Here is a 23,748-nt window from a genome sequence, read left to right as displayed (position 1 = left end):
CGATGAGCACCCCCCACACACAAGCCGCCGAGATCGTGCGCGAGTACGGCCCCTTCGAGGGCGCCACGTCGATCGGCGGCGTCACGCACGACGGCGAGCACGTCTGGGCCGCGGCGGGCGCGAAGCTGATCGCCATCGAACCGCGGAGCGGCGCCGTCAAGCGCTCGATCGGCGTGCCGGCCGATGCGGGCACCGCCTTCGACGGCAAGCACCTCTACCAGATCGCCGAAAAGCGCATCGACAAGATCGACCCGGCGAGCGGCCGTGTGCTCGCCTCCATCCCCGCGCCCGGCAACGGCACCGACTCGGGCATGGCCTGGGCCGAGGGCAGCCTCTGGGTCGGCCAGTACCGCGACCGCAAGATCCACCAGATCGACCCCGAGACCGGGCGCGTGCTGCGCACCATCGAGTCCAACCGCTTCGTGACCGGCGTCACCTGGGTCGACGGCGAGTTGTGGCACGGCGTGTGGGAGGGCGACGAAAGCGAGCTGCGCCGCATCGACCCACAGAGCGGCGCGGTGCACGAGCGCCTGCAGATGCCCCAAGGTGTGGGCGTGAGCGGCCTCGAATCCGATGGCGCCGACCTCTTCTATTGCGGCGGTGGCGGCAGCGGCAAGGTGCGCGCCGTCAAGCGGCCCAAGAAGGCCACCGCCTGACCTGACGGCGCCGCGAGCGCCACCTCTCCAGTTCCCCATCGAGCGCGCCCCGCGAGGGTGCTGGGCAGCGCTTTGTCTTTCACCACGCCAAAGGAGCGAAACCATGAGCACTGCTGAAACCCTGAACCACCCCATCGTCACCCGTGACCGCTGGGTCGCCGAACGCAAGGCGCTGCTGGCGCGCGAGAAGGAGATGTCGCGCCTGAGCGACCAGCTCGCCCGCGACCGGCAGAAACTGCCGTGGGTGCTCGTCGACAAGCCTTACGTCTTCGACACGCCCACCGGCCCACGCACGCTGGCCGATCTGTTCGAAGGCCGCCGCCAGCTCATCGTGCAGCACTTCATGCTGGCCCCGGGCTGGGAAGAAGGCTGCGTGGGCTGCTCGTTCATGGCCGACCACATCGACGGCGCCCTGCCCCACTTGGCCGCACGCGACCTGAGCTTCGTGGCGATTTCACGCGCCCCGCTGGCCGAGATCGAGCGCTTCAAGCACCGCATGGGCTGGCAGTTCCCGTGGGTCTCGTCCAACGGCTGCGAGTTCAACTTCGACTTCCACGTGAGCTTCACCCCCGAGGAGCGGCAGCGTGGCGAGGTCTTCTACAACTACGGCATGACCGCCTTCCCGCATGAAGAAGCGCCGGGCGTCAGCGCCTTCTATCGCGACGAGAACGGGCAGGTCTTCCACACCTACTCCACCTATGGCCGCGGGGTGGAGCTGATGATGGGCGCCTACGACCTGATCGACATCGCGCCCAAGGGCCGCGACGAAGACAAGCTCTCGCACGGCATGGACTGGGTGCGCCACCACGACCGCTACGAGACGGCGAAGAAGACGGGCAGCGCCTGCGGCTGCGAGGCGTCATGAACCGCGTGGGCATGAACCGTGTCGGCAAGGGCCTCGCGGCCTGCGGCGTCGTGGTGCTCGGCCACTGCGGGCTCACCGTGCTGCTGGCGGCACTCAACGCCGCGTGGATCGCCTCGGTGCCGCTGCTGGCGATCTGCCGCGCAGCGGTGGGCTCATGAGGGCGCGGTGTCCCGGAAGCCGGTCGGCCTGAAGACGGAGGCCCGGAACGCCATCGTGCGCGGGCCTTCGTCCTCCATCGCCCAGAGCGCGATCGCCTTGGCCGACATCGGCTTGGCGAAGAGGTAGCCCTGCAGCTGGTCGCAGCCCATGTCGCGCAGGATGCGGTTCTGGCCTTCGGTCTCCACCCCTTCGGCGACCACCTTGAGGTCGAGTGCCTTGGCGAGGTTGACCACCGCCAGCGCCACCTTGCGGGCGTCTTCGCTGGTCTCGAGGTCGAGCACGAAGCTGCGGTCGATCTTCAGCTCGTCGGCCGGCAGGGTGCGCAGGTACGACAGGCTCGAATGCCCGGTGCCGAAATCGTCGATGGAGAGGTGCACGCCCAGCGTGTCGAGCTCGCCGAGCACGCGCACGGTGGTCGTCACGTCTTCCATCGCGCTCGTCTCCGTGATCTCGCAGGTGATGAGGTCGGGGTTGATCTGGTGCTTGTTCAAGGCATCGGCAATCTCCGAGGCGAGGCTCGCCTGGCGCAACTGGTGCGCCGAGAGGTTGATCGCGACCTTCAGCCGCAGCCCAAGATCGCGCCACTCGCGTGCCTGGCGGCAGGCTTCGTCGATGACCCAGCTGCCGAGCTGGGTGATGAGGCCGTAGCGCTCGGCCATCGGGATGAAGACACCCGGGCTCACCATGCCGCGCGTCGGGTGGTTCCAGCGCAGCAGGGCTTCGGCGCCGGTGATCTCGCCGCTCGGGGCGTGGATCTTGGGCTGGTAGTAGAGCTCCAGCTGCTTGAGCGAGAGTGCACGCCGCAGGTCCTGCAGCAGCTCGAGCTGGTCTCGCTTGCCGCGCATCATGCGCGGCTCGAAGAAGGCATGGCTCGCACCACCCGAAGCCTTGGCCTCGCCCATCGCGGCCTGGGCGTGCGCGATCATGGTCGAGAGCGCGCCGTGCTCGGGGTACATCGCGATGCCGATCGAGCAGCTGAGCGAGATCTCGCCGCGCTCCAGCGGGAAGGGCATGCCGATCGACGCCTGCACCTGCTGCGCGAGCGCCGAAGCATCGCGCGGCTGCGGGTCGTCGGCCATCAGCAGCAGGAACTCGTCGCCCACGAGCCGCGCCGCCATGAAGGGCTTGACCATCGAGCGCAGGCGCTTGGCCGCCTGGCGCAGCACGAAGTCACCGGCGGGGCGGCCCGCGGCGAGGTTCACCGAGTGGAGGTCGTCGAGGTTGACGAAGAGCAGCGCGAGTTGCGTCGAGTTCGCATCGGCCTGCCGCGCCGCCTGGGCCAGCAGCCCCTCGAAAGCCGTGAGGCCCGGCAAGCCGGTGAGCGGATCGTTGGCGCCGTCGAGCGCCCGCGGGTTCACGACGATGGGCGACGGCGCGCCCACGGCGCCAGGCGCGAGCCGGGCGCGCAGCGCCGACAGCACAGACCTGGGGCTGAGGAGTTTCATGACCCGATATCGGCAAGGGCATCAGGGTCTTGAGCGTGATGCGCCTGGCGCCGGCATCGGCTTGCGCCAGGTCAATTCTTGAGGCGGTACCCGGTGCGCACCATCCACGCCACGACGCCCATGCACACCACGAGCAGGAAGCTCACCGCCGCGAGGCTCCAGCCCACGCCCACGTCGGCGGTGTTCACGAAGCTCCAGCGAAAGCCGTCGATCAGGTAGACCACCGGGTTGAAGAGCGTGACGGTGCGCCACAGCGGCGGCAGCATGTCGATCGAGTAGAACGCGCCACCCAGGAAGGTGAGCGGCGTGATCACGAGCATGGGGATGAGCTGCAGCTGCTCGAAGCCCTTGGCCCAGATCCCGATGATGAAACCGAAGAGGCTGAAGGTCACGGCGGTGAGCACCAGGAAGCCCACCATCCACACCGGGTGCGCGACGTGCAGCGGCACGAAGAAGGCCGCGGTCGCGAGCGTCACCAACCCGAGGATCACCGACTTGGTGGCCGCCGCCCCCACATAGGCCACCACCATCTCGAAGGGCGAGATGGGCGCCGACAGGATCTCGTAGACCGTGCCGGTGAAGCGCGGGAAGTAGATGCCGAAGGATGCGTTCGACAAGCTCTGCGTGAACACCGACAGCATGATCAGCCCCGGCACGATGAAGGCGCCATACGGCACGCCGTTCACGTTCTGCATGTGCTGGCCGATCGCCGAGCCGAAGACCACGAAGTACAGCGAGGTGGTGATCACCGGCGTGACGAGGCTCTGCCCCACCGTGCGGAAGAAGCGCGCCATCTCGAAGCGGTACAGCGCGAGCACGCCGTGGCGATTGAAAGCTCCAACAGTGCCGCTCATGCTGCCGCTCCCTCTTTGCGGTTGTCGTGCACCAGGCTCACGAAGATGTCTTCGAGCGAGCTCTGCTGGGTGTGCACATCCTTGAAGCCGATGTTGAGATCGCCCAGGCGCTTCAGGATGGGCGCCACCCCGGCACTCGCCTCGGCGGCATCGAAGTCACGTTGCAGCGTGTGGCCGCCCGGCTTGAGCACGAGCTGCAGCGCCGCCAGCTCGGCCGGCAGCGCGGCCATCGGCTGCTCGAGCTCGATGGTGAGCTGCTTCTTGCCGAGCTTCTTCATCAGCGTGGCCTTCTCTTCCACCAGGATCAGCTCGCCCTTGCGGATCACGCCCACGCGGTCGGCCATCTCCTCGGCTTCCTCGATGTAGTGGGTGGTGAGGATGATGGTCACGCCACCGTCGCGCAGGCGGCGCACCATCTCCCACATGTCGCGGCGCAGCTCCACGTCGACGCCCGCGGTGGGCTCGTCGAGGAAGAGGATCTCGGGGTCGTGCGACAAGGCCTTGGCGATCATCACGCGGCGCTTCATGCCGCCCGAAAGCGCCATGATCTTCTCGTTGCGCTTGTCCCAGAGCGACAGGTCGCGCAGGATCTTCTCGATGCGCGCCGGGTCGGGCGCCCGGCCGAAGAGGCCGCGGCTGAAGCTCACCGTGGCCCACACGCTCTCGAAGGCGTCGGTGGCCAGCTCCTGCGGTACGAGGCCGATCTTCGAGCGGGTGACGCGGTAGTCGCGCACGATGTCATGGCCGGCCACCGTCACCCGGCCTTCGGTGCCGGTGACGATGCCGCAGACGATGGAGATCAGCGTCGTCTTGCCCGCGCCATTGGGCCCGAGCAGCGCGAAGATCTCGCCGCGGCGGATGTCGAGGTCCACGCGCTTGAGCGCCTGGAAGCCGCCGGCATAGGTCTTGGACAGGCCCGCGATGGACACCGCGGCCTGGGAATCGGGTGGTGTGGGCATGGAAGCTCGTCTTGATGCGAGGCCGGCATGGTAGGCACAAGCCGCGAAGACTGCTGGCGGCAGGCTGGCAGCAGGGGCACCGCCAACGTCGCCTAGGTGACAACACGAGAAGCGTTAGGCTTCCGGCTTTTCAGCACTGCCATCCAAAAATCATGATCCGCGACCCAGAAATCCTGACCGCCCTCGTCGACAGCGTGCGCCGCTTCGTGCGCGAGCGCCTCGTGCCGGCCGAGCATGAAGTCTCCGAGACCGACGAGATCCCGCAGGCCATCGTGGACGAGATGCGCGAGCTGGGCCTCTTCGGCCTGACCATCCCCGAGGCCTACGGCGGCCTCGAGCTGACGATGGAAGAAGAGGTGCTGACCATGATCGAGATGGGCCAGACCTCGCCGGCCTTCCGCTCCATCTTCGGCACCACCGTGGGCATCGGCTCGCAGGGCATCCTGATGGACGGCACCGAGGAACAGAAGGCGAAGTTCCTGCCCAAGATGGCCACCGGCGAGATCATTGCCTCCTTCGCGCTGACCGAGCCCGACTCGGGCTCCGACTCGGCGTCGCTGCGCACCACCGCCATCAAGAATGGCGACCACTACGTCGTCAACGGCACCAAGCGCTTCATCACCAACGCCCCGCAGGCCGGCATCTTCACGCTGATGGCGCGCACCGACCCCGCCAAGAAAGGCGCCTCGGGCATCTCGGCCTTCATCGTCGACGCCAAGTCGCCCGGCATCACGCTCGGCAAGCGCGACAAGAAGATGGGCCAGAAAGGCGCGCACACCTGCGACGTGATCTTCGACAACTGCCGCGTGCCCGCCGAAAACCTGATCGGCGGCGTGGAGGGCAAGGGCTTCTACACCGCGATGAAGGTGCTCGACAAGGGGCGCATCCACATCGCCGCCATCTGCGTGGGCGTGGCCAAGCGCATCCTCGACGACGCGCTGCGCTATGCCGTGGAGCGCAAGCAGTTCGGCCAGCCCATCGCCGAATTCCAGCTCGTGCAGGCGATGCTCGCCGACAGCAAGACCGAGCTGTATGCGGCCGAATGCATGGTGCTCGACGCCGCCCGCAAGCGCGACGCCAAGCTGCCCCACTCCACCGAAGCCTCGTGCGCGAAGCTCTATGCGAGCGAGATGGTGGGCCGCGTGGCCGACCGCGGCGTGCAGATCCTCGGCGGCTCGGGCTACATCGCCGAGCATGCGATGGAGCGCTTCTACCGCGACGTGCGGCTGTTCCGCCTGTACGAGGGCACGAGCCAGATCCAGCAGATGGTGATCGCGCGGAACATGATCAAGGAACTGGCGGGCTGAGAGTGGAGCTGGGCTTCGATACCTCAGCCTGAGCGGACTGAGGCATGCAACACCTTCGAATACCTCAACCGCTCAGCCTGAGGTATCGAAGGCCCCCGCCAGTCTGTGCTCAAGCGGGCTTTGTTTCGTACCCCAGCACCGCCTTCGTTTCCAGGAACTCGCCGAACGCGTGGTCGCCCCACTCGCGGCCATTGCCCGACTGCTTGTAGCCGCCAAACGGCGCCATCATGTCGACCGCCGCGCTGTTGAGGTTCACCTGGCCCGCGCGCAGCCGTGAGGCCACCTTGCGCACCTGCTCGGTGTCGGTGCCCGACACGTAGGCCGCGAGGCCATACGGCGTGTCGTTGGCGATCTCCACCGCCTGGTCGACGGTGTCGTAGCCGATCATCACCAGCACAGGCCCGAAGATCTCTTCGCGGCCGACCGTCATCTGGTTGGTGACCTTGGCCAGCACGGTGGGCTTCACGTAGTAGCCCTTCTCCAGCCCTGCCGGCTTGCCCGGGCCACCGGCCACGACCGTGGCACCTTCCTTGATGCCTTGCTGGATCAGCGTCTGGATCTTGTCCCACTGCGCGGCCGAGATCACCGGGCCGAGCATCGCGCCGCTGTCGGGCGCGCCGACGGTCGTCGCTTCAGCCGCGGCCTTGGCGATGGCGATGGCCTCGTCCATCTTCGAATTCGGCACCAGCATGCGCGTGGGCGCGTTGCACGACTGGCCCGAGTTCGTCATCACGCCGCGCACACCCGCGGTGACGGCCTTCTTCAGGTCGGCATCGGGCAGGATGATGTTGGGCGACTTGCCGCCCAGCTCCTGGTGCACACGCTTCACGGTGGGCGCCGCATTGCGCGCCACTTCGATGCCCGCACGGGTGGAGCCGGTGAACGACACCATGTCGACCTCGGGGTGGCTGGAAATCGCCGCCCCCACCGTCGGGCCGTCGCCGTTGACGAGGTTGAACACGCCCGCCGGCACGCCCGCCGCGTCGAGGATCTCGGTCCAGATCTGCGCCGAGAACGGGGCGATCTCCGAGGGCTTGAGGATCATCGTGCACCCCACCGCCAGCGCCGGCGCCACCTTGCACGCGATCTGGTTGACCGGCCAGTTCCACGGTGTGATGAAGCCGCACACGCCGATGGGCTCCTTCACGATCAGCGTGCTGCCGCGCGGCTCGCTGAAGTGGAACTGCTTGAGCACGCCCAGCGCCGTCTGCAGGTGGCCCACGCCCATCGCGGCCTGTGCGTTCTGCGACAGCGCGGCGGGCGCACCCATCTCTTCGGTGATCGCCGCGGCCATGTCGGCATAGCGCTTCTTGTACTCGGCAATGATGCGTTCGAGCAGCGCCACGCGCTCGTCGACGCTCGCCTGCGAGTAGGTGGCAAACGCGGCGCGGGCGGCCTTCGCGGCGGCGTCGACATCGGCGGCCGAGCCCATCGAGATGCGGCCGGCCACCCCTTCGGTGGCGGGGTTGATGACGTCGAGCGTCTTCGGGGTCTTGGGGTCGACCCATTTGCCGTTGATGTAGAACTTCAGATAGTCACGCATGGGAATTGGCTCCTGCAAATCAGACTGCAACAGCCTAGTATTCGCCACCCCTTGCTGCACTGCGATGCACGCAAACCCTGCGACAGATTGACGCACTATCGAACGCCCATGCAAGAACTCACGAACCCCTCGAAGTTGACCGTCGCCGTGATGGGCGCCGGTGCCGTCGGCTGCTACTACGGCGGCATGCTGGCGCGTGCCGGCCACCACGTCACGCTCATCGGTCGTCCGCAGCATGTGGAGGCCATCGCCCGCGACGGCCTGCGCATGGACACGCAGCGCTTCGACGAGCGTGTGCCAGTGCAGGCGAGCACCGAGGCCTCGGCCGTGGCCGGCGCGCAGCTGGTGCTCTTTTGCGTGAAGTCGGGCGACACCGAATCGGCGGGCGAGGAGATCCGCCCGCACCTCGCGCCCGGCGCGGTGGTGCTGAGCCTGCAAAACGGCGTCGACAACGCCGAGCGCCTGCGCCGCGTGCTGCCGCAGCACACGGTGGCCGCCGTGGTGGTCTACGTCGCCACCGAGATGGCCGGCCCCGGCCACCTGAAGCACCACGGGCGCGGCGACCTCGTGATCGAGCCTTTCGACGGCAGCGACGGCCTCGCCCGCACGCTCATCGCCTCGGGCGTGCCAACCGAGGTCTCGCCCGACGTGCGCGGCGCACTGTGGGCCAAGCTCGCCATCAACTGCGCCTACAACGCCATGTCGGCGGTGGCGCAGCTGCCCTACGGCGGGCTGCTGAAGGTAGAGGGCGTGCAGGGCGTGATCCGCGACGTGCTCGCCGAGTGCCTGGCGGTGGCGGCGGCCGAAGGCATCACCGTGCCGGGTGACGTGGCGGCAGCCACCCGCCGCATCGGCGAAACCATGCCGGGCCAGTATTCATCGACCGCGCAAGACGTGGCACGCGGCAAGCCGAGCGAGATCGATCACCTCAACGGCCTGGTCGTGCGGCGCGGCGAGGCGCTGGGCGTGCCGACCCCGGCCAACCGCGTGCTGCACACGATGGTGAAGCTGGTGGAGGCGGCGCGGGCCACCGCGGCCACATAGAAAAGCCGGCCCGCGGGCCGGCTTTGCGTCATCACGCGAGGCCGATCAGGCCACGTTCACCTGCACGCGCCGCGGCTGGGCTTGCGCCTGCTTGGGGATGCGCAGCGTCAGCACGCCGTCCTTCAGGTTGGCCTCGATGCGCGAGGTGTCGAGCTCGCGGCTGAGCGTGAAGCTGCGGCGATAGCGCGGCGTGCGCACCTCGGCCCACAGCGGCTCCAGGTCGGCCGGGATCTGCGGCTTGGCTTCACCCTGGATCAGCAGCGAGTCGCCTTCGACGTGGATCTCCAGCTGCTCGCGTGGCACGCCGGGCATGTCGGCCAGCAGCGTGATGCTGGCGTCGGTCTCGTAGACGTCGATCGCAGGCTGCACGGCACGAGGCGCTTCCTGGGCCGGCGACGAAGTGGTGATGTCGTTGCGGGTGCTCATGAGAGTCTCCTTGGCTCGTGTGTGGGTTACTGCACCGTGATGCGCTTGGGTTGCGCAGCTTCCTTGCGGGCGATGCTGACCTGCAGCACGCCGTCGCGGTAGGTCGCGGTCACCTGGTTCGGGTCCACATCGTCGGGCAGCGCCACCGAGCGGGTGAAGCGGCCGACGCTGCGCTCACGGGCATAGACCGTGGTTTTGGCGTCTTTCTCGGGCAGGTCGGCGGCACGCTCGCCGCTGATGCGCAGCACGCCGCGGTCGAGCGTCACGTCGATCTTCGAAGCGTCCAGCCCCGGGGCGAAGGCGTAGACCTCCACGCTCCTGGGCGTGCGGCCCACGTTCAGCGGCGGCGCACTGCCGTAGGCCACCGAGCGGATGCTGCTCGGCACGCGGGAATCGGTGAACACCTCGTCGAGCTCGCGGCGCAGGCGGTCGAACTGGGAGAAGACGCTGTCGGGGTAGTTGAGGATCGAAGCAAACATGGTGGCCTCCTTGAGGTTCGTCTGGCTGGCGCGGCGGCCGGGCCGCCGACAGGGACAGAGATGTGCACCGGCCGGGAGATTTCAAGAGCCTCTTTTTCGAGCAGTCCGCCCCACCAGATCGCTCCCGGCTGGCCGCCGTTCGCGCCGCGCAGCGGCACTTCGTCGCATGGCGGTCGCCGGGCGGCGGGGTGCTCGCCACCATCGGCTCCTCACTTCTTTACCAGCGAGGAACGACCATGAAACTCACCCACCTGATCACCATCGCCGCCGTCTCGGCCTGCACCGGCGGCACCGCCGCCGCGCTCACCCTCACCGTGGAGATCACCGACGCCCGCTCGGCGAACGGCACCGTCAACGCCGCGCTCTACAACGACGAATCGACTTGGCTCAAGGTCGGCAACGCCGTGCAGATGACGAAGGTGCCTTCGGCCGGCGACAAGACCGTGCTCGTCTTCACCGGCCTCGCGCCGGGCCGCTACGCGCTGTCGAGCTACCACGATGAAAACGGCAACGGCAAGATGGACACCAACGTGCTGGGCATCCCCACCGAGCGCTACGGCTTCACCGGCAGCCCGGTCATGGGCGCCCCCGCCTTCAACGAGGCCGCCGTCGACGTGCAGGCCGACACCACCCTGCGCGTGACGCTGCGCTGAGACGACGGAGGCCACCATGCAAGACATCCTCTCCACCCAGACCTCCCGCCGCGACGCGCTGCAGCGCCTGCTCGGCACCGGCGCCCTCGCCCTGCCCGCAATGGGCCTGCCGCTCGCCGCGCGGGCCGACGACGCCACGGCCCAGGCCTTCGAGTCGCAGCGCGCCGCGCACCCGTGGACGCAGGCCTACGTCGGCGTGCAGGCCGACGTGGCGCCCCTGCCGATGACGCTGCACGGCAAGCTGCCCACCGAGCTGCACGGCGCCTTCCTGCGCAACGGCCCGGCGCGCCATGCGCTCGGCGGCATGCGCTACCACCACTGGTTCGATGGCGATGGCCTGATGCAGCGCTACACGATCGGCGCCCAGGGCATCACGCACGAGGGTCGCTTCGTGCGCACCGAGAAGTACCTCGCCGACACCGCCGCCGGCCGGCCGATGAGCCCGGGCTTCGGCACCGCCATCCCCGGCACCAAGCCGCCCATCGGGCCCGACTCGCTGAACACCGCCAACACCAGCGTGGTCAAGCACGCCGGCGAGCTGATGGCGCTGTGGGAAGGCGGCTCGGCCTACCGGCTCGACGAGAAGACGCTCGAGACCCGCGGCATCAAGACCTGGTCGCCCGACTTCGCCGGCGTGCCCTTCTCGGCCCACCCGCGCATCGAGGCCGACGGCACGCTGTGGAACTTCGGTGTGAGCGCGCTGGCCGGGCGGCTGGCGATCTACCGCGTGCGCCCCGATGGCGTGCTGGCCAACGCCACCACGCTGCCGGTGCCCGAGATCGCGATGGTCCACGACTTCGCGGTGACCGAGAAGCACCTCGTCTTCCTGCTGCCGCCGCTCGTCTTCGAAGGCTCACGCATGAAGAGTGGCATGAGCTTCCTCGACAGCCACGTGTGGAAGCCGCAGCTGGGCCTGCGCGTGCTGGTGCTGCCGAAAGACGCACTCGACCAGCCGCAATGGTTCGAGCTCCCGGCGGGCTTCGTCTTCCACATCGGCAACGCCTGGGAAGACAAGGACGGCGTGATCCGCCTCGACTGCATGCGCGCCAGCGACGCCTGGAACGCCACCGCCGGCCTCAAGGAGCTGATGCGCGGCCGCTTCGCCATCGAGGAATTCGCGCAGCTCACGCTGATCGAGGTCGACCTCAAGGCGAAGCGTGCGCGCCAGCAGGTGCTGCCGCAGCGCTCGGAATTTCCGCGCATCGACCCGCGTTACACCGGGCGGCGCCACCAGCACGTCTTCGCCGCGCTGCGCCTGTCACCCGGCGACCGACCGGGCTACGACGCGGTGATGCGCCACGACATCGGCCGCGGCCAGACCGACCACTACCGCTACGGCGCCGACGTGATGGTGGAAGAGCACCTCTTCGTGCCACGCCCCGGCAGCACGCGCGAGGGCGACGGCTGGGTGCTCGGCTCCGCACTCGACCTGGCGCGTGGACGCACGCTCTTCTCGGTGTTCGAGGCGCAGCGCCTGGCCGACGGGCCGGTGGCCCAGGCCGAGATGCCGCGGCTGATGCCCTTGGGGCTGCACGCGATCCACGTGCCGGCGTGACAGACGACTCCGTCATTCCCGCGGACGCGGGAATGACGCGCTCAGCGCGCCGTCTTCACCAGTTGCCCCGGCTTCGGCTCGGCCCCGCCGCCGTAGACGCCATTCAAGAGCTTCAGGCGCGATTCGGCCAGGTCGGGCAGCGGGAAGCCACGCGCCAGCTCGGCGAACCCGCCGCGCGGGAAGGCCACCGTCTTCACTTCCCACGGCCGCGCGGCCGCCCGGTCGGCCGCGGTGAGCGCACGGAAGGAGTTCTCGGCCTCGGCCATCTGCCCGCTCGCGCGCTGCAGCGTGGCGGCGTCTTTCGCGGCGTACTGCAGCAGGTAGTGGCGGTTGCCGGGGCCGGCCACCAGCGTGAGGCGCACCTGGCCGGTCTGGCCCTGCTGGTTGCGCACGGTGCCGGTGAACTGGGTGGCCGAAAGCCCGTTGATGCTGCGGCGCTCGGTGCGGCCGTCGACCGGTTTGATCGCGTTGCGGATGATCTCCTCGTGCGTGCCACCGGCGTTGGGCGGCACGAGCTTCACCACCAGCCCGGCATTGCCCTCGCCGTTGACGAGCACGATCGCCTCGGCCGAGTTCTGCACCTTCCAGCCGGGCGGCGCGGTGAGCGCGATGCCCAGGGGCTCGTGGTAGAAGTTGCGCCCCCGCACCACGCCCTGCTCGCGGCTGTCGCCGAAGGTCATGCCGTCGACGGCCTGCAGGTAGCGCCCGCGGGCATCGTCACCGTACTGGCCCGAATACTTGGCGGCGTAGGCCTTGATGTCGGCCAGGCGCTTGTCGTTGGCCGGGTGCGAGGCGAGCCAGCCCGCCGCCGACGGCTCCGGCCGGCCCTCGGCCTTGGCGGCCTCGGCGGCAAACGTCTCCTGGTTCTTGAGCACCTGGATCACGTCGACCATGTTCTGCGGGTTGTAGCGGTTGCGCGCCAGGTACTCGGCGCCGAGCTGGTCGGCCTGCGATTCCTGGTCGCGGCTGTACGACGCGATGTAGCCGGCCGCGGCCGTCTGCGAGACCTGGCTCGCGAGGTCGGTCGCGCCGCCCACGCCCGCGCCTTCGAGCACCGCGCCAAGCACGGTGGCGGCCAGCACGCCGATGCCGGCCCGCTGCTGGCGGGTGGCACGCTGCGCACCGTGGCGGGCAGTCACGTGGCCGATCTCGTGGCCGATCACGCCGGCCAGCTCGGCCTCGCTGTCGAGGTAGGCCATGATCCCGCGCGTCACGTAGACATAGCCGCCGGGCAGCGCGAAGGCGTTGATCTCCGGGCTGTCGAGCACGGTGAAGGTCCACTTGAGGTTGGCCCGGTGCGACTGCGCGGCCAGGCGCTGGCCGAGGTCGTTCACGTAGGCCTGCAGCTTTGCGTCGGGGTAGGCGCCGTATTCCTTCAGCACCCCCTCGTGGGCTTTCTTGCCTTCGGCGATCTCGTCCTGCTCGCTCATGACCGAGCGCTCGGTCTGGCCGGTGACGGGGTTGACGACGTTGGTGCCGCAGCCCGTCACGAGGGCGGCCGACAGCAGGAGCGGCAGGAGAAAGTGCAGACGATGCATGGCGGACCTTTCTTGTGTTCTTCGGCGAAGGACGGGAAGCGTAAACCAGCAAACGTGGGGAGTCCGGCAATCGGCATTCCCGGGTAAGGTCGCCGCGGCTGGCGATGAGCCGGCAGGGAGGGCCGGACATGGCTGTCGAAGCGCAGACCGAAACCCGCACCGCCGCGCCAGAGCCCGGCACGCGCCACCCGCTCGGGGTGCTGTTCGTGCACGGCATCGGCGAGCAGCCGGTGGGCGACACGCTCAAGAGCGTGGTCGACCCGCTGGTGACCAGCCTCGACCTGTGGATCCACGGCGCCGCGCGCTGCCGGGCGATGGCACTCGGCGCCGACCAGGCCGCCGCCTGGGCCGCCGCCATGCCGACCACCCACACGATGGCGCACGAGCAGGCGCTGCAGATGGCGGCGTCGGCCGAGCTGGCCTTCGACCGGCTGCGCCAGCCGCAGCAGCAAGACCTCGCCACCGCCAGCGTGTGGTCGGGCAGCGCCCTGTTGGCCGACGGCAGCATGCCCACCGGCCCCGAGCACGGCGCCCCGCCGCATGCGGTGCTGCACCTCCACACCACCGACCAGGCCTACCGCGTCACCGAAGGGTCGGCCCTGCTGGCCGAATCGTGGTGGGCGCGAAGCTTCGTGCCCCCCACGCCACGCGCCCTGATGGGCTGGACGCTCAAGGTGCTGCCCCTGGCCGTGGGCATGCACCTGGGCGACCAGGTGCGGCGCCACGCCTCGGCGGCCTTCGGGGCCGGCACTCATGGGGCTCGCCGCCTCCTGCACGGGGCGCTGGCCGTCCTCTGGCTCGTGGCGCTGGCCATCGCAGTGCCGCTTGCGCTGCCCCTGCAAGCCCTGCTCACGCTGAGCGTGCTGCTGGGCATGGTCCCGCTGCGCTTCGTGCAGGACGCGATGCGTGGCCTGCAGTCGACGCTGGTGGGCACGCTGGGCGACAGCTTCCTGCTCGTGTCGAGCCCGGTGTCGCGCGCGATGATCGTGGCGCAGTGCAAGCGCGACCTCGACTGGCTGGCCGCGCGCTGCGACCGGGTCTTCGTCGTGGCCCACTCCCAGGGTTGCGCCGTGAGTTACCTGGCGATGTGCGAGTCGCTGCCCGAGGCGGTGAGCGAGGTCACCTGGATCGGCTCTGGCCTGCGCAAGCTCGAGGTGCTGCGCACCCTGCAGCGCGACAACGTGGCCGCCATCGGCGGCTGGCTCACCGCCACGCTGCCTTTCGTCGGCTACGGGCTGCTGGCGCAGTTGGTCAAGGGCCGCTGGACCTGGACCGACACGCCCTACCACATGCTCTTCGCGGTGCTCACCACCCTCGCCTACCTGATGGGCATCGGCATCCTCGTCTGGGCCACGCGTGGCGGCGCCACCCCGCTGCGCCTGCGCCTGTGGAACGAGCGCGGCGTGCGGCTCACCGAGCTGCACGCGAGCCACGACCCGGTGCCGCACGGCCCGCTCTTCGACGAGGGCTCGGCCGAGGCCCCCCTGATCCGCTCGCAAAAGGTGCACAACAACGCCTCGGTGCTGGGCGACCACACCGGCTACTGGCGCAACGTCGAGGAGGTGGTGCTGCCGCTTGCCCTGCGCATTGCGGCGGCAGTGGGCGTGCCGGTGTCGAGCCTGCTCGCGCACGACCCGCAATGGCATGCCTCCGGCGTGACGCGCCGCCACCAGCGCGTCACGGCACTCGTGCTGCTGCGCGTGCTGTGGGCGGCAGGCTGCGCGGCCCTCGTCTGGCGCGGCTGGGCCGACTGGGCCTCGTTCGCGGGCTTGGCCGCCGGGCAGGCCCCGGGCCTGCTGATGGGCGGCAGCGACCTGTCCGCTCTGGCCGCCCCGGCGCGCCGCCTGCTGCCCGACCTGCTGCTGTGGATGGGCCTGCCCCTCTTCGGCCTCTCGCTCGGCTGGCGCCTCTGGGAAGAGCACGAGCAGCGCGCACTGCTGCTGCGCAAGCGGCCGAGCGGCCTCTACGAGACAGTGCTCGTGACCTTGATGCTGAGCGCAGCGACCGTGCCTGTGGCCTGGGCGCTCGAGCGCAACACCGCGGGTGCGCTCATCGGGCCGTTTGCGTTGGCGTTTCTCGTGGCGATGCTCTACGCCAGCCTGGGTGGGGCCGAAAAGGCGTTCCTGCCCGTCACCCTGCGCTCACCGAAAGCCGACCGTGACGCGCAGCCCCCCGGCGGGTGACTCGCCGAGCGTCACCGTCGCACCGTGGCGCGCGGCCACGCTCTTCACGATGGCAAGCCCGAGGCCGGTGCCCTCTTCCCCGCCGGCCGCACGCCGGTAGAAACGGTCGAACACACGCTCGCGCTCAGACGGCGGGATGCCGGGGCCGGCGTCGTCGACCTGCAGCGTGGGCACGCCGGCCTCGACGCTCACCCGCAGCTCCACCTGCGAGCCGGTTGGCGAATAGCGCACCGCGTTGTCGGCCAGGTTGCGCACGAGCGCCGTGAGGCCCTGCCGTTCGCCGCGCACGGTCACCGGCTCGTCGGCATGCAGCTCGAACCGGCTGCCGCGCGACAAGGCGTAGGGCACGGTGTCGGCCACCGCCTGGCGCACGAGTTCGCAGAGGTCGAGCGATTCCATCGCGGGCGGCTGCGCGCCGGGCTCGCTGCGGGCGAGCGCGAGCAGCTGCTCGACGATGCGCGCGGCGCGGTCGACGCCGTCCGAGAGCGCGGTCACCGCCTCCAGGCGCGCCGCATCGTCGGGCGCGCGGCGCAGCGATTCGATCTGCAGCTTGAGCGCGGTGAGCGGCGAGCGCAGCTCGTGCGCGGCGTCCGACAGGAAGGCGCGCTGGGTGTCGAGCGTCTGACCCAGGCGTTGCAAGAGGCCGTTCAGTGCGTTGACGAGCGGCGACACCTCGTCGGGCAGGCCCTCGACGGCGAGCGGCTGCAGGAGCTTGCCGTCGCGCGCCTTCACGTCGTTGGCCACCCGGTTGAGCGGCGACAGCGCCATCGCCGACAGCCACCACGCGAGCGCCGCCAGCAGCGGCACCAGCACGAGCAGCGGGATCACGCTGCGCAGCGCCGCCTCGGCGGCCAGGCGCTGGCGCGTGGCGAGCGGCTGCGCGACCTGGATCACGCGGCCCGGCGTGGCCACGCTATAGGTGCGCCAGACCACGCCCTTCACGCTCACGTCGGCCAGGCCGAGCAGCGCGCGCGACGGCAGCTCTTCGTGCGGGCGGGTGGCGTAGATGCTGCGGCCATCGAGCGTCCAGATCTGCACCACGAAATCGAGCTGCTCGTTGGCCAGCGCATCGGCCTGCGTCTGGCTCACCTCGCCCTGGTCGCGCAGCGAGAGCGCCATCTGGCGCAGCTGGTAGTCGAAGAGCGCCTCGGTCTCGGCCAGCACGTTGCGGTAGGTGGCGCCACCCATCACCACGGCGATGAGGGCGAGCATGCCCAGCAGCACGAGCAGCAGTCTGGCTCTGATGGACCTCATACCGGGATGAAGTAACCCACGCCGCGCATGTTCTGGATGAACTCGGCCCCGAGCTTGCGGCGCAGCTGGTGGATGTAGACGCTGACGGCGTTGCTCTCGATCTCGTCGCCCCAGCCGTAGAGCTTGTCTTCGAGCTGGGCACGCGAGAGCAGCGCGCCGGGGCGTGTCATCAGCGCTTCGAGCACGGCGAACTCGCGCGCCGAGAGGATGACCGGCTGGCCGTCTTGCGTGACCTGGCGGGTGGCGGGGTCGAGCGTCACGCCGCGGTGCGAGAGCTGGGGTTGCGCACGCCCGCTGTGGCGGCGCATCACGGCGCGCATGCGGGCGTTGAGCTCTTCGAGTTCGAAGGGCTTGGCGAGGTAGTCGTCGGCACCGGCGTCGAGGCCTTTCACCCGGTCGCCCAGCGCGTCGCGCGCGGTCAGCACGATCACCGGCGTGGCGTCGGCCCGGCCGCGCAGCCAGCGCAGCACGCCCAGGCCGCCCTCGCCGCTGGGCGCGGCATCGGCGGTGGGCGGCAGACCCAGGTCGAGCAGCACGAGGTCGAATGTCTCGGTGCCGAGCGTGGCCTGCGCGGCGCCGGTGTCACGCACCCAGTCGACGGCGTGGCCTTCCTGGCGCAGCGTGTTGCGCAGGCTGTCGCCGATCATGCGGTCGTCTTCGACGAGGAGGATGCGCATCGGGGCCGGGTCGTGGGTGCGAGGTGAAGATGGGCAAAAAGCATACGGTATCGTCCCCGCCATGCCCAAAGTCTTGCGCAACACACTGCTGTCGGCCCGCGACCTGCTCGCCACCGCCGGCCCCTTCCTACTGCTCGCCCTGGCCCTGCTGGTGGTGGCTTATTGGGTGCTCGACCCGACGCCACCGCGCAAGGTGGTGCTGGCCACCGGCGTCGAGCAGGGGGCGTATGCCGAGTTCGGCAAGCGCTACGTGCAGTACCTGAAGCAGCACGGCATCACCGTCGAGCTGCGCGCCACCAACGGTGCCAACGAAAACCTGAAGCTGCTGCGCGACCCCGCCTCGGGCGTCGACATCGCCTTCGTGCAAGGCGGCGCCGACGAGCGCGACCGCCGTCCCGCCGATGAAGACGAAGACGCGCTGGTGTCGCTGGGCAGCCTCTTCTACGAGCCGGTGTGGATCTTCTACCGCGAAGACTCGGCCAAGCGCCTGCTCAAGACCGACACCCTGAGCAGCTTGGCGCAACTGCCGGGCTGGAAGCTCAACATCGGCGCCCGCGGCAGCGGCGTGCCGCACCTGATGCGCCGCCTGCTCGAGGCCAACAAGATCGACATGGCCGCCATCACCATCCTGCGCGAGGCGCAGACACCCGCGGTACAGGGCCTGCTCGAAGGCAGCATCGACGCCATCACCTTCGCCAGCGCCCCCGAGTCGGTGATGGTGCAGATGCTCTTGCAGACCCCCGGCATCAAGCTCTTCAGCTTCGCCCAGGCCGACGCCTACTCGCGCCGTTTCGCCTTCCTGAGCCCGGTGACGCTGCCGCGCGGCGTGGTCGACCTCGCGGCCGACAGTCCGCCGGCCGACGTGCACCTCGTCGCGCCCACCGCCACGCTCGTGGCGCGGCAGGGCACGCACCCAGCGCTGATCCAGCTCTTCGTGCAGGCGGCGCAGCAGATCCACGGCGAGGCCGGGTGGTTCCAGCGCAAGGGCGACTTCCCGAGCATCAAGGGCACCGAGCGCCCGCTCGCCGACGAAGCGCAGCGCTTCTACGCCAAGGGACCGCCCTTCCTGCAACGTTTCCTGCCCTTCTGGGTGGCCAACCTGGTCGACCGCATGTGGGTCGCATTGGTGTCGATCATCGCCATCCTCATCCCGCTGAGCCGCGTGGTGCCGCCGCTGTACGAGTTCCGCATCCGCTCGCGGGTCTTCCGCTGGTACGGGCGGCTGCGCGTGGTGGAAGACGCGCAGGGCAAGCGGCCGCACGACGAGCTTTTGCGCGAGCTCGACGACATCGAGCGCAGCGTCGAGCATGTGTCGGTGCCGCTGAGTTATGCCGATGAGCTGTATGCGTTGCGCAGCCACATCCAGTTGGTGAGGGGGCGCTTGCAGGCCGGGCTGGCTTGACTTGCCCGCTGCGCCACGGTGCGCTACATTCTGCATTCGCGAATCGCGAATGCAGAACATGCCCCTCAAACCGCAAGACTTTCTCGTCGCGCTCAAGTTGGTCGCCCTGGGCGAACAGCACTGGACGTATGCCCGCCTGGCGCACGAGCTGGGCTTGAGCGCGTCTGAGGCCCATGCCGCGGTCAAGCGCGGATTGGCGTCGGGTCTCTTGGCTGATGCCAGCGTCGCGCGGGCCTACGCAGCCGCCCGTGCTCCAGCCCGGCCGCTGGTCGCGCGTGAAGCCTCCGCGTCGGGCCTTTACGGATCGGGCATCAAGCCGGCAGCCGAGGCCCGCAGCCACCTCGACAGCGGTGCCGTGGTCAACCGGCACAACCTCGCCGAATTTGCCCTGCACGGCGCCAAGTACGCCTTCCCGCCGGAGCGGCTGCCGGTGGGCCCCGGTGTGCCCACCAGCCATTCGGCACCGGCGTTCGCTGGCGTATTCGCACCGGGTCACGAGGCTCTGGTGTGGCCGCACCCCCAGGGCGCGGTACGCGGCGAAGGCTTGGCACCCTTGCATCCGTGCGTGCCGGCGGCCGCGCTGAGCGACCCCGCCCTCTATGAGTTGCTGGCGCTCTTCGACGCGTTGCGCGCCGGCCGTGCCCGCGAGCGCGGCATGGCCCAAACGAGGCTTCAGAAACTCATCGACCCCGAAGCGGCACCTCTCCGCGCAGCGGGCAAACGCCGTGGCTGACCCGAATCTCGCGTTGCTGCGTGCGATGGCCCTTGCGCTCGGGCCCCTGCGCGAACGGCTGGTGTTCGTGGGCGGTTGCGCCACGGGCCTGCTCGTCACCAACCCGGCCGCGGCCGACGTGCGCCCGACGGAAGACGTCGACGCCATCGTGGAGGTCGCCACGCTGGCGGGCTATCACGCCATGCAGCCGCTGCTGGCCGAACGTGGTTTCAGGCAGACGTTGGAAGACAACACCCCGGCCTACCGCTGGTACTGGCAACGCATGCAACTCGACCTCGTGCCCGTCGATGAAAAGGTGATGGGCTTCGCCAACCGCTGGTACAGGCCGGGCTATGCCGCGGCCCTCACCCGGGAGCTGGAGCCTGGCCTCACACTGCGCCACCTGAGCGCGCCCTACTTCGTGGCCACGAAGTTCGAGGCCTACCAGGACCGAGGGGGCCGAGACGTGTACCTGAGCCACGACCTCGAAGACATCATCACCGTGGTCGACGGCCGCGCCGAGCTGGCAGACGAGCTGGCGCAAGCCGACCGCACACTCCGCCAGCACGTCATCGGCCAGACACGCGAGTTGCTCGCGCATCCTGAATTGCCCAATGCCCTGCCCGGCATCGTGGCTCAACCGATCCGCGCTCGCGTGGTGCTGGAGCGGCTGCAACACATTGCGTCTTTGGATCTCACAGCATGACGGCTCCACGCGCCAACCACAAACCGAACGTCATCATCATCGGCTGCGGCTTCGGCGGCCTCGAGGCCGTGAAGGCGCTGTCGAAGGCGCCGGTCAACATCACGCTGATCGACCGCACCAACCATCACCTCTTCCAGCCGCTGCTGTACCAGGTGGCCACCGCGGGCCTCTCCGCACCGGCCATCTCGGCGCCCATCCGCCACATCCTGCGGCGCGAGATGAAGCGCGGCAACCTCACCGTGCTGCAAGCGGAAGTCACCGCCATCGACGCAGCCGACAAGTCGGTGGTGCTCGACGATGGCGAGCGGCTCGACTACGACCACCTCATCGTCGCCGCCGGCGCCACGCACAGCTACTTCGGCCACGACGAGTGGGCCGCGCATGCGCCGGGGCTGAAGACACTGGCCGATGCGTTCGACATCCGCGCCCGCGTGATCGGCGCCTTCGAGCGCGCCGAGCGCTGCGCCAACCCAGACGAGCGTGCCGCGTGGATGAGCTTCGTGGTCGTAGGCGCCGGGCCCACCGGTGTCGAGATGGCTGGCACGCTGGCCGAGATCGCGCAGCACACGCTGGCGCAGCAGTTCCGCCGCATCGACTCCAAGCTCGCCCGCGTGGTGCTGCTCGAAGGCTCAGACCGCGTGCTCGGCACCTTCGTGCCCCCGCTCTCGCAGCGCGCCCGCGAGCAGTTGAAGCGGCTCAAGGTCGACGTGCGCACCGGCTGCAAGGTGACCCTGATCGACGAGACCGGCGTCACCTACGAAGGCCACGAAGGTGACGTGCAGTTCACCAACCACCTGCCCACCCGCACCGTGGTGTGGGCGGCCGGCGTGGCCGGCTCGCCGCTCGGCCGCTCGCTCGCCGCCACGGCCCACGCCGAGCTCGACCGCGCCGGCCGCGTGGTCGTGCAGCCTGACTTGAGCCTGTTCGACCACCCCGAGGTCTACGTGATCGGCGACCTGGCCTCGGCCCGCAGCTACAGCCCCGACCAACCCGACCCCAAGCCCGTGCCCGGCGTGAGCCCGGCCGCCAAGCAGATGGGGCGGCTGGCCGCGGCCAACATCCTGCGCCGCCTGAAGCACGCGCCGACCGAAGCCTTCCGCTACCGCGACTACGGCAGCCTCGCCACCATCGGCCGCCGCGCCGCGGTGGTCGACCTCGCGGTGCCGGTGCTGGGCGCGCTGCGCTTCTCGGGCTTCTTCGCGTGGGTCTTCTGGCTCTTCGCCCACATCTGGTTCCTGATCGGCTTCCGCAACCGGCTGGTGGTGCTGATCGACTGGGCCTGGGCCTACATGACCTTCGAGCGCCACGCCCGCGTGGTGGCCGAATCGCCGCACCTGCCCGAGCGGCCCCTGACCCCGCCGCTGCAAGACGCGCCCGACACACAGCCCCTGGCCTGAAGACCGTGCCGCCAGGCGGGGCCTGCGGGCCACTCCTAGAATCAAACTCACCTTGGCGCCGGCCCGTCCCGGGCAGGCCGCAGCCCGATCGGACCCGACCATGGACACCCGCACCTCCCCCATCCGCCTGCGCCTCGAACGCGTGCGCGACGCGCTGAAGCAGCAAGGCCTCGCGGCAGTCCTCGTCCCCTCCAGCGACCCGCACCTGTCGGAATACCTGCCCGAGCGCTGGCAGGGCCGCCAATGGCTGTCGGGCTTCACCGGCTCAATGGGCACGCTCGCCATCGCACTCGACCGCGCCGTCCTCTTCGCCGACAGCCGCTACTGGGTGCAGGCCGAAGCCGAGATCGCGGGCACCGGCATCGAGCTCGTGAAGATCCCCACCGGCGCCGCCTCGCATCACCTCGACTGGCTCGCCACCACCGTGAAGGCAGGCGACACGGTTGGCGTCGACGGCAGCGTGCTCGGCCTCGCCGCGGCACAAGCGCTCAAGACCCGGCTCGCCACGGCCAACGTGAAGCTGCGCACCGACTTCGACGTGCTCGCCGCCATCTGGCCCGAGCGCCCCGGCCTGCCCGAGGCGCCCGTCTACGAGCACCAGGCGCCGCATGCGCCGCTCGCCCGTGGCGCGAAGCTCGCGCAGGTGCGCGAGGCGATGGCGCGGCATGGCGCGAACCAGCATTTCGTGTCGACCGTCGACGACATCGCGTGGCTCTTCAACCTGCGCGGCGCCGACGTCACCTACAACCCGGTGTTCCTCGCGCATGCGCTCATCGGCCTGCACGGCGCCACCCTCTTCGTGGCCGACGGCAAGGTGCCGCCCGCGGTGCAGGCCGCACTGAAGGCCGACGGCGTGGCGCTCGCGCCCTACGCCCAGGCCGGCGCCGCGCTCCAGGCACTCGGTGCAAAAGACACGCTGCTCATCGACCCATCGCGTGTGACGCTCGGCCTGCGCGAGAACGTGCCAGCGAACGTGAAGGTCATCGAAGCCATCAACCCCAGCACGCTCTTCAAGAGCCGCAAGAGCAGCGCCGAAGCCTCTTACATCCGCGAGGCGATGGCAGAAGACGGTGCGGCGATGTGCGAGTTCTACGCGTGGTTCGAGAAGGCGCTCGGACACGAACGCATCACCGAGCTCACCATCGACGAAAAGCTCTCCGCCGCCCGCGCCAAGCGCGAGGGCTTCGTGGGCCTGAGCTTCTCCACCATCGCGGGCTTCAACGCCAATGGCGCCATGCCGCACTACCGCGCCACGCCCGAGTCGCATGCGGTCATCGACGGGCAAGGCCTCCTGCTCATCGACTCCGGCGGCCAGTACCTCGGCGGCACCACCGACATCACCCGCGTCTGGCCCATCGGCACGCCCACGCCGGCCCAGCAGCGCGACTACACGCTGGTGCTGCGCGGCACGATTGCGCTCAGCCGCACGCGCTTCCCGCGCGGCACGCTCTCGCCGATGGTCGATGCCATCGCCCGCGCGCCGCTGTGGGAGCAAGGCCTCGACTACGGCCACGGCACCGGCCACGGCGTGGGCTACTTCCTCAACGTGCACGAAGGCCCGCAGAGCATCTCGAAGGCCGTGCCCACGCCCCACATGGCGATGGAGCCCGGCATGGTGACGAGCATCGAGCCGGGCCTGTACCGCGAGGGCCAGTGGGGCATCCGCATCGAGAACCTGGTGCTCAACGTGCCTGTGGACACGCCGGAAGGCGGCCGCTTCGGCGAATTCCTCGAATTCGAGACGCTCACGCTGTGCCCGATCGACACCCGATGCATCGATCGCACGCTGCTACGCCAGGACGAGATCGACTGGCTCAACCGCTACCACGCCACCGTGCGCAAGCGGCTCGCACCGCTCGTGACGGGTGACGCACTCGCCTGGCTCACCGAGCGCACGAAACCCATCTGAGTCAGAGGCCGCGCCCTAGAATCCG

At 69.5% G+C, this 23,748-nt stretch carries 22 protein-coding genes; 13 read left to right on the top strand and 9 right to left on the bottom strand.

Translation table 11 applies throughout. The features are described 5' to 3' along the window. Window positions 1-2: 2 nt before the first annotated feature. The 3 genes from KF892_24650 to KF892_24640 all read left to right on the top strand — a co-directional run bounded on the left by KF892_24650 (window position 3) and on the right by KF892_24640 (window position 1,679). The gene (locus KF892_24650) at window positions 3-656 is read left to right on the top strand and encodes a hypothetical protein (protein ID MBX3628224.1); all 654 of its coding nucleotides are present in this window, start codon (window positions 3-5) and stop codon (window positions 654-656) included. A 103-nt stretch (window positions 657-759) separates the two neighbouring features. After that, window positions 760-1,521 carry a DUF899 domain-containing protein gene (locus tag KF892_24645; GenBank protein MBX3628223.1) on the top strand — a complete coding sequence of 254 codons (762 nt, stop codon included), beginning with the start codon at window positions 760-762 and terminating at the stop codon, window positions 1,519-1,521. Continuing rightward, on the top strand, window positions 1,518-1,679 hold the full coding sequence (locus KF892_24640) for a hypothetical protein (GenBank protein ID MBX3628222.1): 162 nt from the start codon (window positions 1,518-1,520) through the stop codon (window positions 1,677-1,679). Before KF892_24645 ends, KF892_24640 begins: the two co-directional genes overlap by 4 nt. On the opposite strand, the gene KF892_24635 is transcribed toward KF892_24640, so the two are convergent. From KF892_24635 to KF892_24625, 3 genes are all read right to left on the bottom strand, one after another. Then, window positions 1,674-3,125 (bottom strand): bifunctional diguanylate cyclase/phosphodiesterase, encoded by a 1,452-nt coding sequence (locus KF892_24635; protein MBX3628221.1) that lies wholly within the window; start codon window positions 3,123-3,125, stop codon window positions 1,674-1,676. The genes KF892_24640 and KF892_24635 overlap by 6 nt on opposite strands. 71 nt (window positions 3,126-3,196) lie before the next feature. Then, on the bottom strand, window positions 3,197-3,979 hold the full coding sequence (locus tag KF892_24630) for an ABC transporter permease (GenBank protein ID MBX3628220.1): 783 nt from the start codon (window positions 3,977-3,979) through the stop codon (window positions 3,197-3,199). Beyond that, window positions 3,976-4,938, bottom strand: coding sequence for an ABC transporter ATP-binding protein (locus KF892_24625; protein ID MBX3628219.1), 963 nt, complete (start codon window positions 4,936-4,938; stop codon window positions 3,976-3,978). The genes KF892_24630 and KF892_24625 overlap by 4 nt, the downstream gene beginning before the upstream one ends. Window positions 4,939-5,090: 152 nt before the next feature. On the opposite strand from KF892_24625, the gene KF892_24620 reads away from it, so the two are divergent. Then, window positions 5,091-6,245, top strand: coding sequence for an acyl-CoA dehydrogenase family protein (locus KF892_24620; protein ID MBX3628218.1), 1,155 nt, complete (start codon window positions 5,091-5,093; stop codon window positions 6,243-6,245). A gap of 109 nt (window positions 6,246-6,354) precedes the next feature. Here the strand turns inward: KF892_24620 and KF892_24615 are convergent, their stop codons facing one another. Next, on the bottom strand, window positions 6,355-7,788 hold the full coding sequence (locus KF892_24615; protein ID MBX3628217.1) for an aldehyde dehydrogenase family protein: 1,434 nt from the start codon (window positions 7,786-7,788) through the stop codon (window positions 6,355-6,357). Window positions 7,789-7,923: 135 nt separating this feature from the next. Here KF892_24615 and KF892_24610 point away from each other — a divergent pair, with 135 nt between their 5' ends. Then, a complete protein-coding gene (locus KF892_24610) occupies window positions 7,924-8,832 on the top strand; it encodes a ketopantoate reductase family protein (protein ID MBX3628216.1) in 909 nt (302 codons plus the stop codon). A 45-nt stretch (window positions 8,833-8,877) separates the two neighbouring features. Here KF892_24610 and KF892_24605 read toward each other — a convergent pair whose 3' ends face one another. Next, window positions 8,878-9,258 carry an Hsp20/alpha crystallin family protein gene (locus KF892_24605; protein ID MBX3628215.1) on the bottom strand — a complete coding sequence of 127 codons (381 nt, stop codon included), beginning with the start codon at window positions 9,256-9,258 and terminating at the stop codon, window positions 8,878-8,880. Between the two features lie 26 nt (window positions 9,259-9,284). Next, entirely contained in the window at window positions 9,285-9,737 is a 453-nt protein-coding gene (locus KF892_24600; protein MBX3628214.1) for an Hsp20/alpha crystallin family protein, read from the bottom strand. Window positions 9,738-9,973: 236 nt separating this feature from the next. On the opposite strand from KF892_24600, the gene KF892_24595 reads away from it, so the two are divergent. Then, window positions 9,974-10,390 (top strand): DUF2141 domain-containing protein, encoded by a 417-nt coding sequence (locus tag KF892_24595; protein MBX3628213.1) that lies wholly within the window; start codon window positions 9,974-9,976, stop codon window positions 10,388-10,390. Between the two features lie 16 nt (window positions 10,391-10,406). After that, window positions 10,407-11,945 (top strand): carotenoid oxygenase family protein, encoded by a 1,539-nt coding sequence (locus KF892_24590; protein ID MBX3628212.1) that lies wholly within the window; start codon window positions 10,407-10,409, stop codon window positions 11,943-11,945. 41 nt (window positions 11,946-11,986) lie between these two features. Here the strand turns inward: KF892_24590 and KF892_24585 are convergent, their stop codons facing one another. Then, window positions 11,987-13,483, bottom strand: coding sequence for a M48 family metalloprotease (locus KF892_24585; GenBank protein MBX3628211.1), 1,497 nt, complete (start codon window positions 13,481-13,483; stop codon window positions 11,987-11,989). Between the two features lie 128 nt (window positions 13,484-13,611). Between KF892_24585 and KF892_24580 the strand changes: the two genes are divergently transcribed. Then, window positions 13,612-15,666: a hypothetical protein gene (locus KF892_24580; protein MBX3628210.1), complete on the top strand. Its 2,055-nt coding sequence runs from the start codon at window positions 13,612-13,614 to the stop codon at window positions 15,664-15,666. Here KF892_24580 and KF892_24575 read toward each other — a convergent pair. Both KF892_24575 and KF892_24570 read right to left on the bottom strand, forming a co-directional pair. Further along, the gene (locus KF892_24575) at window positions 15,625-16,920 is read right to left on the bottom strand and encodes a sensor histidine kinase N-terminal domain-containing protein (GenBank protein MBX3628209.1); all 1,296 of its coding nucleotides are present in this window, start codon (window positions 16,918-16,920) and stop codon (window positions 15,625-15,627) included. The genes KF892_24580 and KF892_24575 overlap by 42 nt on opposite strands. Continuing rightward, a complete protein-coding gene (locus KF892_24570; GenBank protein ID MBX3628208.1) occupies window positions 16,917-17,597 on the bottom strand; it encodes a response regulator transcription factor in 681 nt (226 codons plus the stop codon). The genes KF892_24575 and KF892_24570 overlap by 4 nt, the downstream gene beginning before the upstream one ends. A 61-nt stretch (window positions 17,598-17,658) precedes the next feature. On the opposite strand from KF892_24570, the gene KF892_24565 reads away from it, so the two are divergent. The 5 genes from KF892_24565 (at window position 17,659) to KF892_24545 (ending at window position 23,723) form a co-directional block, all read left to right on the top strand. Further along, on the top strand, window positions 17,659-18,999 hold the full coding sequence (locus KF892_24565) for a C4-dicarboxylate ABC transporter substrate-binding protein (protein MBX3628207.1): 1,341 nt from the start codon (window positions 17,659-17,661) through the stop codon (window positions 18,997-18,999). A gap of 49 nt (window positions 19,000-19,048) precedes the next feature. Beyond that, window positions 19,049-19,732, top strand: coding sequence for a hypothetical protein (locus KF892_24560; GenBank protein ID MBX3628206.1), 684 nt, complete (start codon window positions 19,049-19,051; stop codon window positions 19,730-19,732). Beyond that, a complete protein-coding gene (locus tag KF892_24555; GenBank protein MBX3628205.1) occupies window positions 19,725-20,417 on the top strand; it encodes a hypothetical protein in 693 nt (230 codons plus the stop codon). Before KF892_24560 ends, KF892_24555 begins: the two co-directional genes overlap by 8 nt. Continuing rightward, complete coding sequence (locus tag KF892_24550) at window positions 20,414-21,814, top strand: NAD(P)/FAD-dependent oxidoreductase (protein ID MBX3628204.1); 1,401 nt, start codon at window positions 20,414-20,416, stop codon at window positions 21,812-21,814. Before KF892_24555 ends, KF892_24550 begins: the two co-directional genes overlap by 4 nt. 100 nt (window positions 21,815-21,914) lie before the next feature. Further along, window positions 21,915-23,723 (top strand): aminopeptidase P family protein, encoded by a 1,809-nt coding sequence (locus KF892_24545; protein ID MBX3628203.1) that lies wholly within the window; start codon window positions 21,915-21,917, stop codon window positions 23,721-23,723. Window positions 23,724-23,748 lie beyond the last annotated feature (25 nt).

The sequence above is a fragment of the Rhizobacter sp. genome, from assembly GCA_019635355.1.
Lineage (GTDB): Bacteria > Pseudomonadota > Gammaproteobacteria > Burkholderiales > Burkholderiaceae_C > Rhizobacter.
The sequence above is the reverse complement of the archived record's forward strand: the minus strand, read 5'-3'. Positions and strand labels throughout refer to the sequence as shown.

Coding starts and splice junctions, on each gene's coding strand:
- KF892_24630 (MBX3628220.1), bottom strand. CDS start 3,979: ATGAGCGGCACTGTTGGAGCTTTCAATCGCCACGGCGTGCTCGCGCTG.
- KF892_24550 (MBX3628204.1), top strand. CDS start 20,414: ATGACGGCTCCACGCGCCAACCACAAACCGAACGTCATCATCATCGGC.
- KF892_24650 (MBX3628224.1), top strand. CDS start 3: ATGAGCACCCCCCACACACAAGCCGCCGAGATCGTGCGCGAGTACGGC.
- KF892_24585 (MBX3628211.1), bottom strand. CDS start 13,483: ATGCATCGTCTGCACTTTCTCCTGCCGCTCCTGCTGTCGGCCGCCCTC.
- KF892_24595 (MBX3628213.1), top strand. CDS start 9,974: ATGAAACTCACCCACCTGATCACCATCGCCGCCGTCTCGGCCTGCACC.
- KF892_24590 (MBX3628212.1), top strand. CDS start 10,407: ATGCAAGACATCCTCTCCACCCAGACCTCCCGCCGCGACGCGCTGCAG.
- KF892_24580 (MBX3628210.1), top strand. CDS start 13,612: ATGGCTGTCGAAGCGCAGACCGAAACCCGCACCGCCGCGCCAGAGCCC.
- KF892_24575 (MBX3628209.1), bottom strand. CDS start 16,920: ATGAGGTCCATCAGAGCCAGACTGCTGCTCGTGCTGCTGGGCATGCTC.
- KF892_24560 (MBX3628206.1), top strand. CDS start 19,049: ATGCAGAACATGCCCCTCAAACCGCAAGACTTTCTCGTCGCGCTCAAG.
- KF892_24640 (MBX3628222.1), top strand. CDS start 1,518: ATGAACCGCGTGGGCATGAACCGTGTCGGCAAGGGCCTCGCGGCCTGC.
- KF892_24570 (MBX3628208.1), bottom strand. CDS start 17,597: ATGCGCATCCTCCTCGTCGAAGACGACCGCATGATCGGCGACAGCCTG.
- KF892_24605 (MBX3628215.1), bottom strand. CDS start 9,258: ATGAGCACCCGCAACGACATCACCACTTCGTCGCCGGCCCAGGAAGCG.
- KF892_24545 (MBX3628203.1), top strand. CDS start 21,915: ATGGACACCCGCACCTCCCCCATCCGCCTGCGCCTCGAACGCGTGCGC.
- KF892_24625 (MBX3628219.1), bottom strand. CDS start 4,938: ATGCCCACACCACCCGATTCCCAGGCCGCGGTGTCCATCGCGGGCCTG.
- KF892_24600 (MBX3628214.1), bottom strand. CDS start 9,737: ATGTTTGCTTCGATCCTCAACTACCCCGACAGCGTCTTCTCCCAGTTC.
- KF892_24565 (MBX3628207.1), top strand. CDS start 17,659: ATGCCCAAAGTCTTGCGCAACACACTGCTGTCGGCCCGCGACCTGCTC.
- KF892_24635 (MBX3628221.1), bottom strand. CDS start 3,125: ATGAAACTCCTCAGCCCCAGGTCTGTGCTGTCGGCGCTGCGCGCCCGG.
- KF892_24645 (MBX3628223.1), top strand. CDS start 760: ATGAGCACTGCTGAAACCCTGAACCACCCCATCGTCACCCGTGACCGC.
- KF892_24620 (MBX3628218.1), top strand. CDS start 5,091: ATGATCCGCGACCCAGAAATCCTGACCGCCCTCGTCGACAGCGTGCGC.
- KF892_24615 (MBX3628217.1), bottom strand. CDS start 7,788: ATGCGTGACTATCTGAAGTTCTACATCAACGGCAAATGGGTCGACCCC.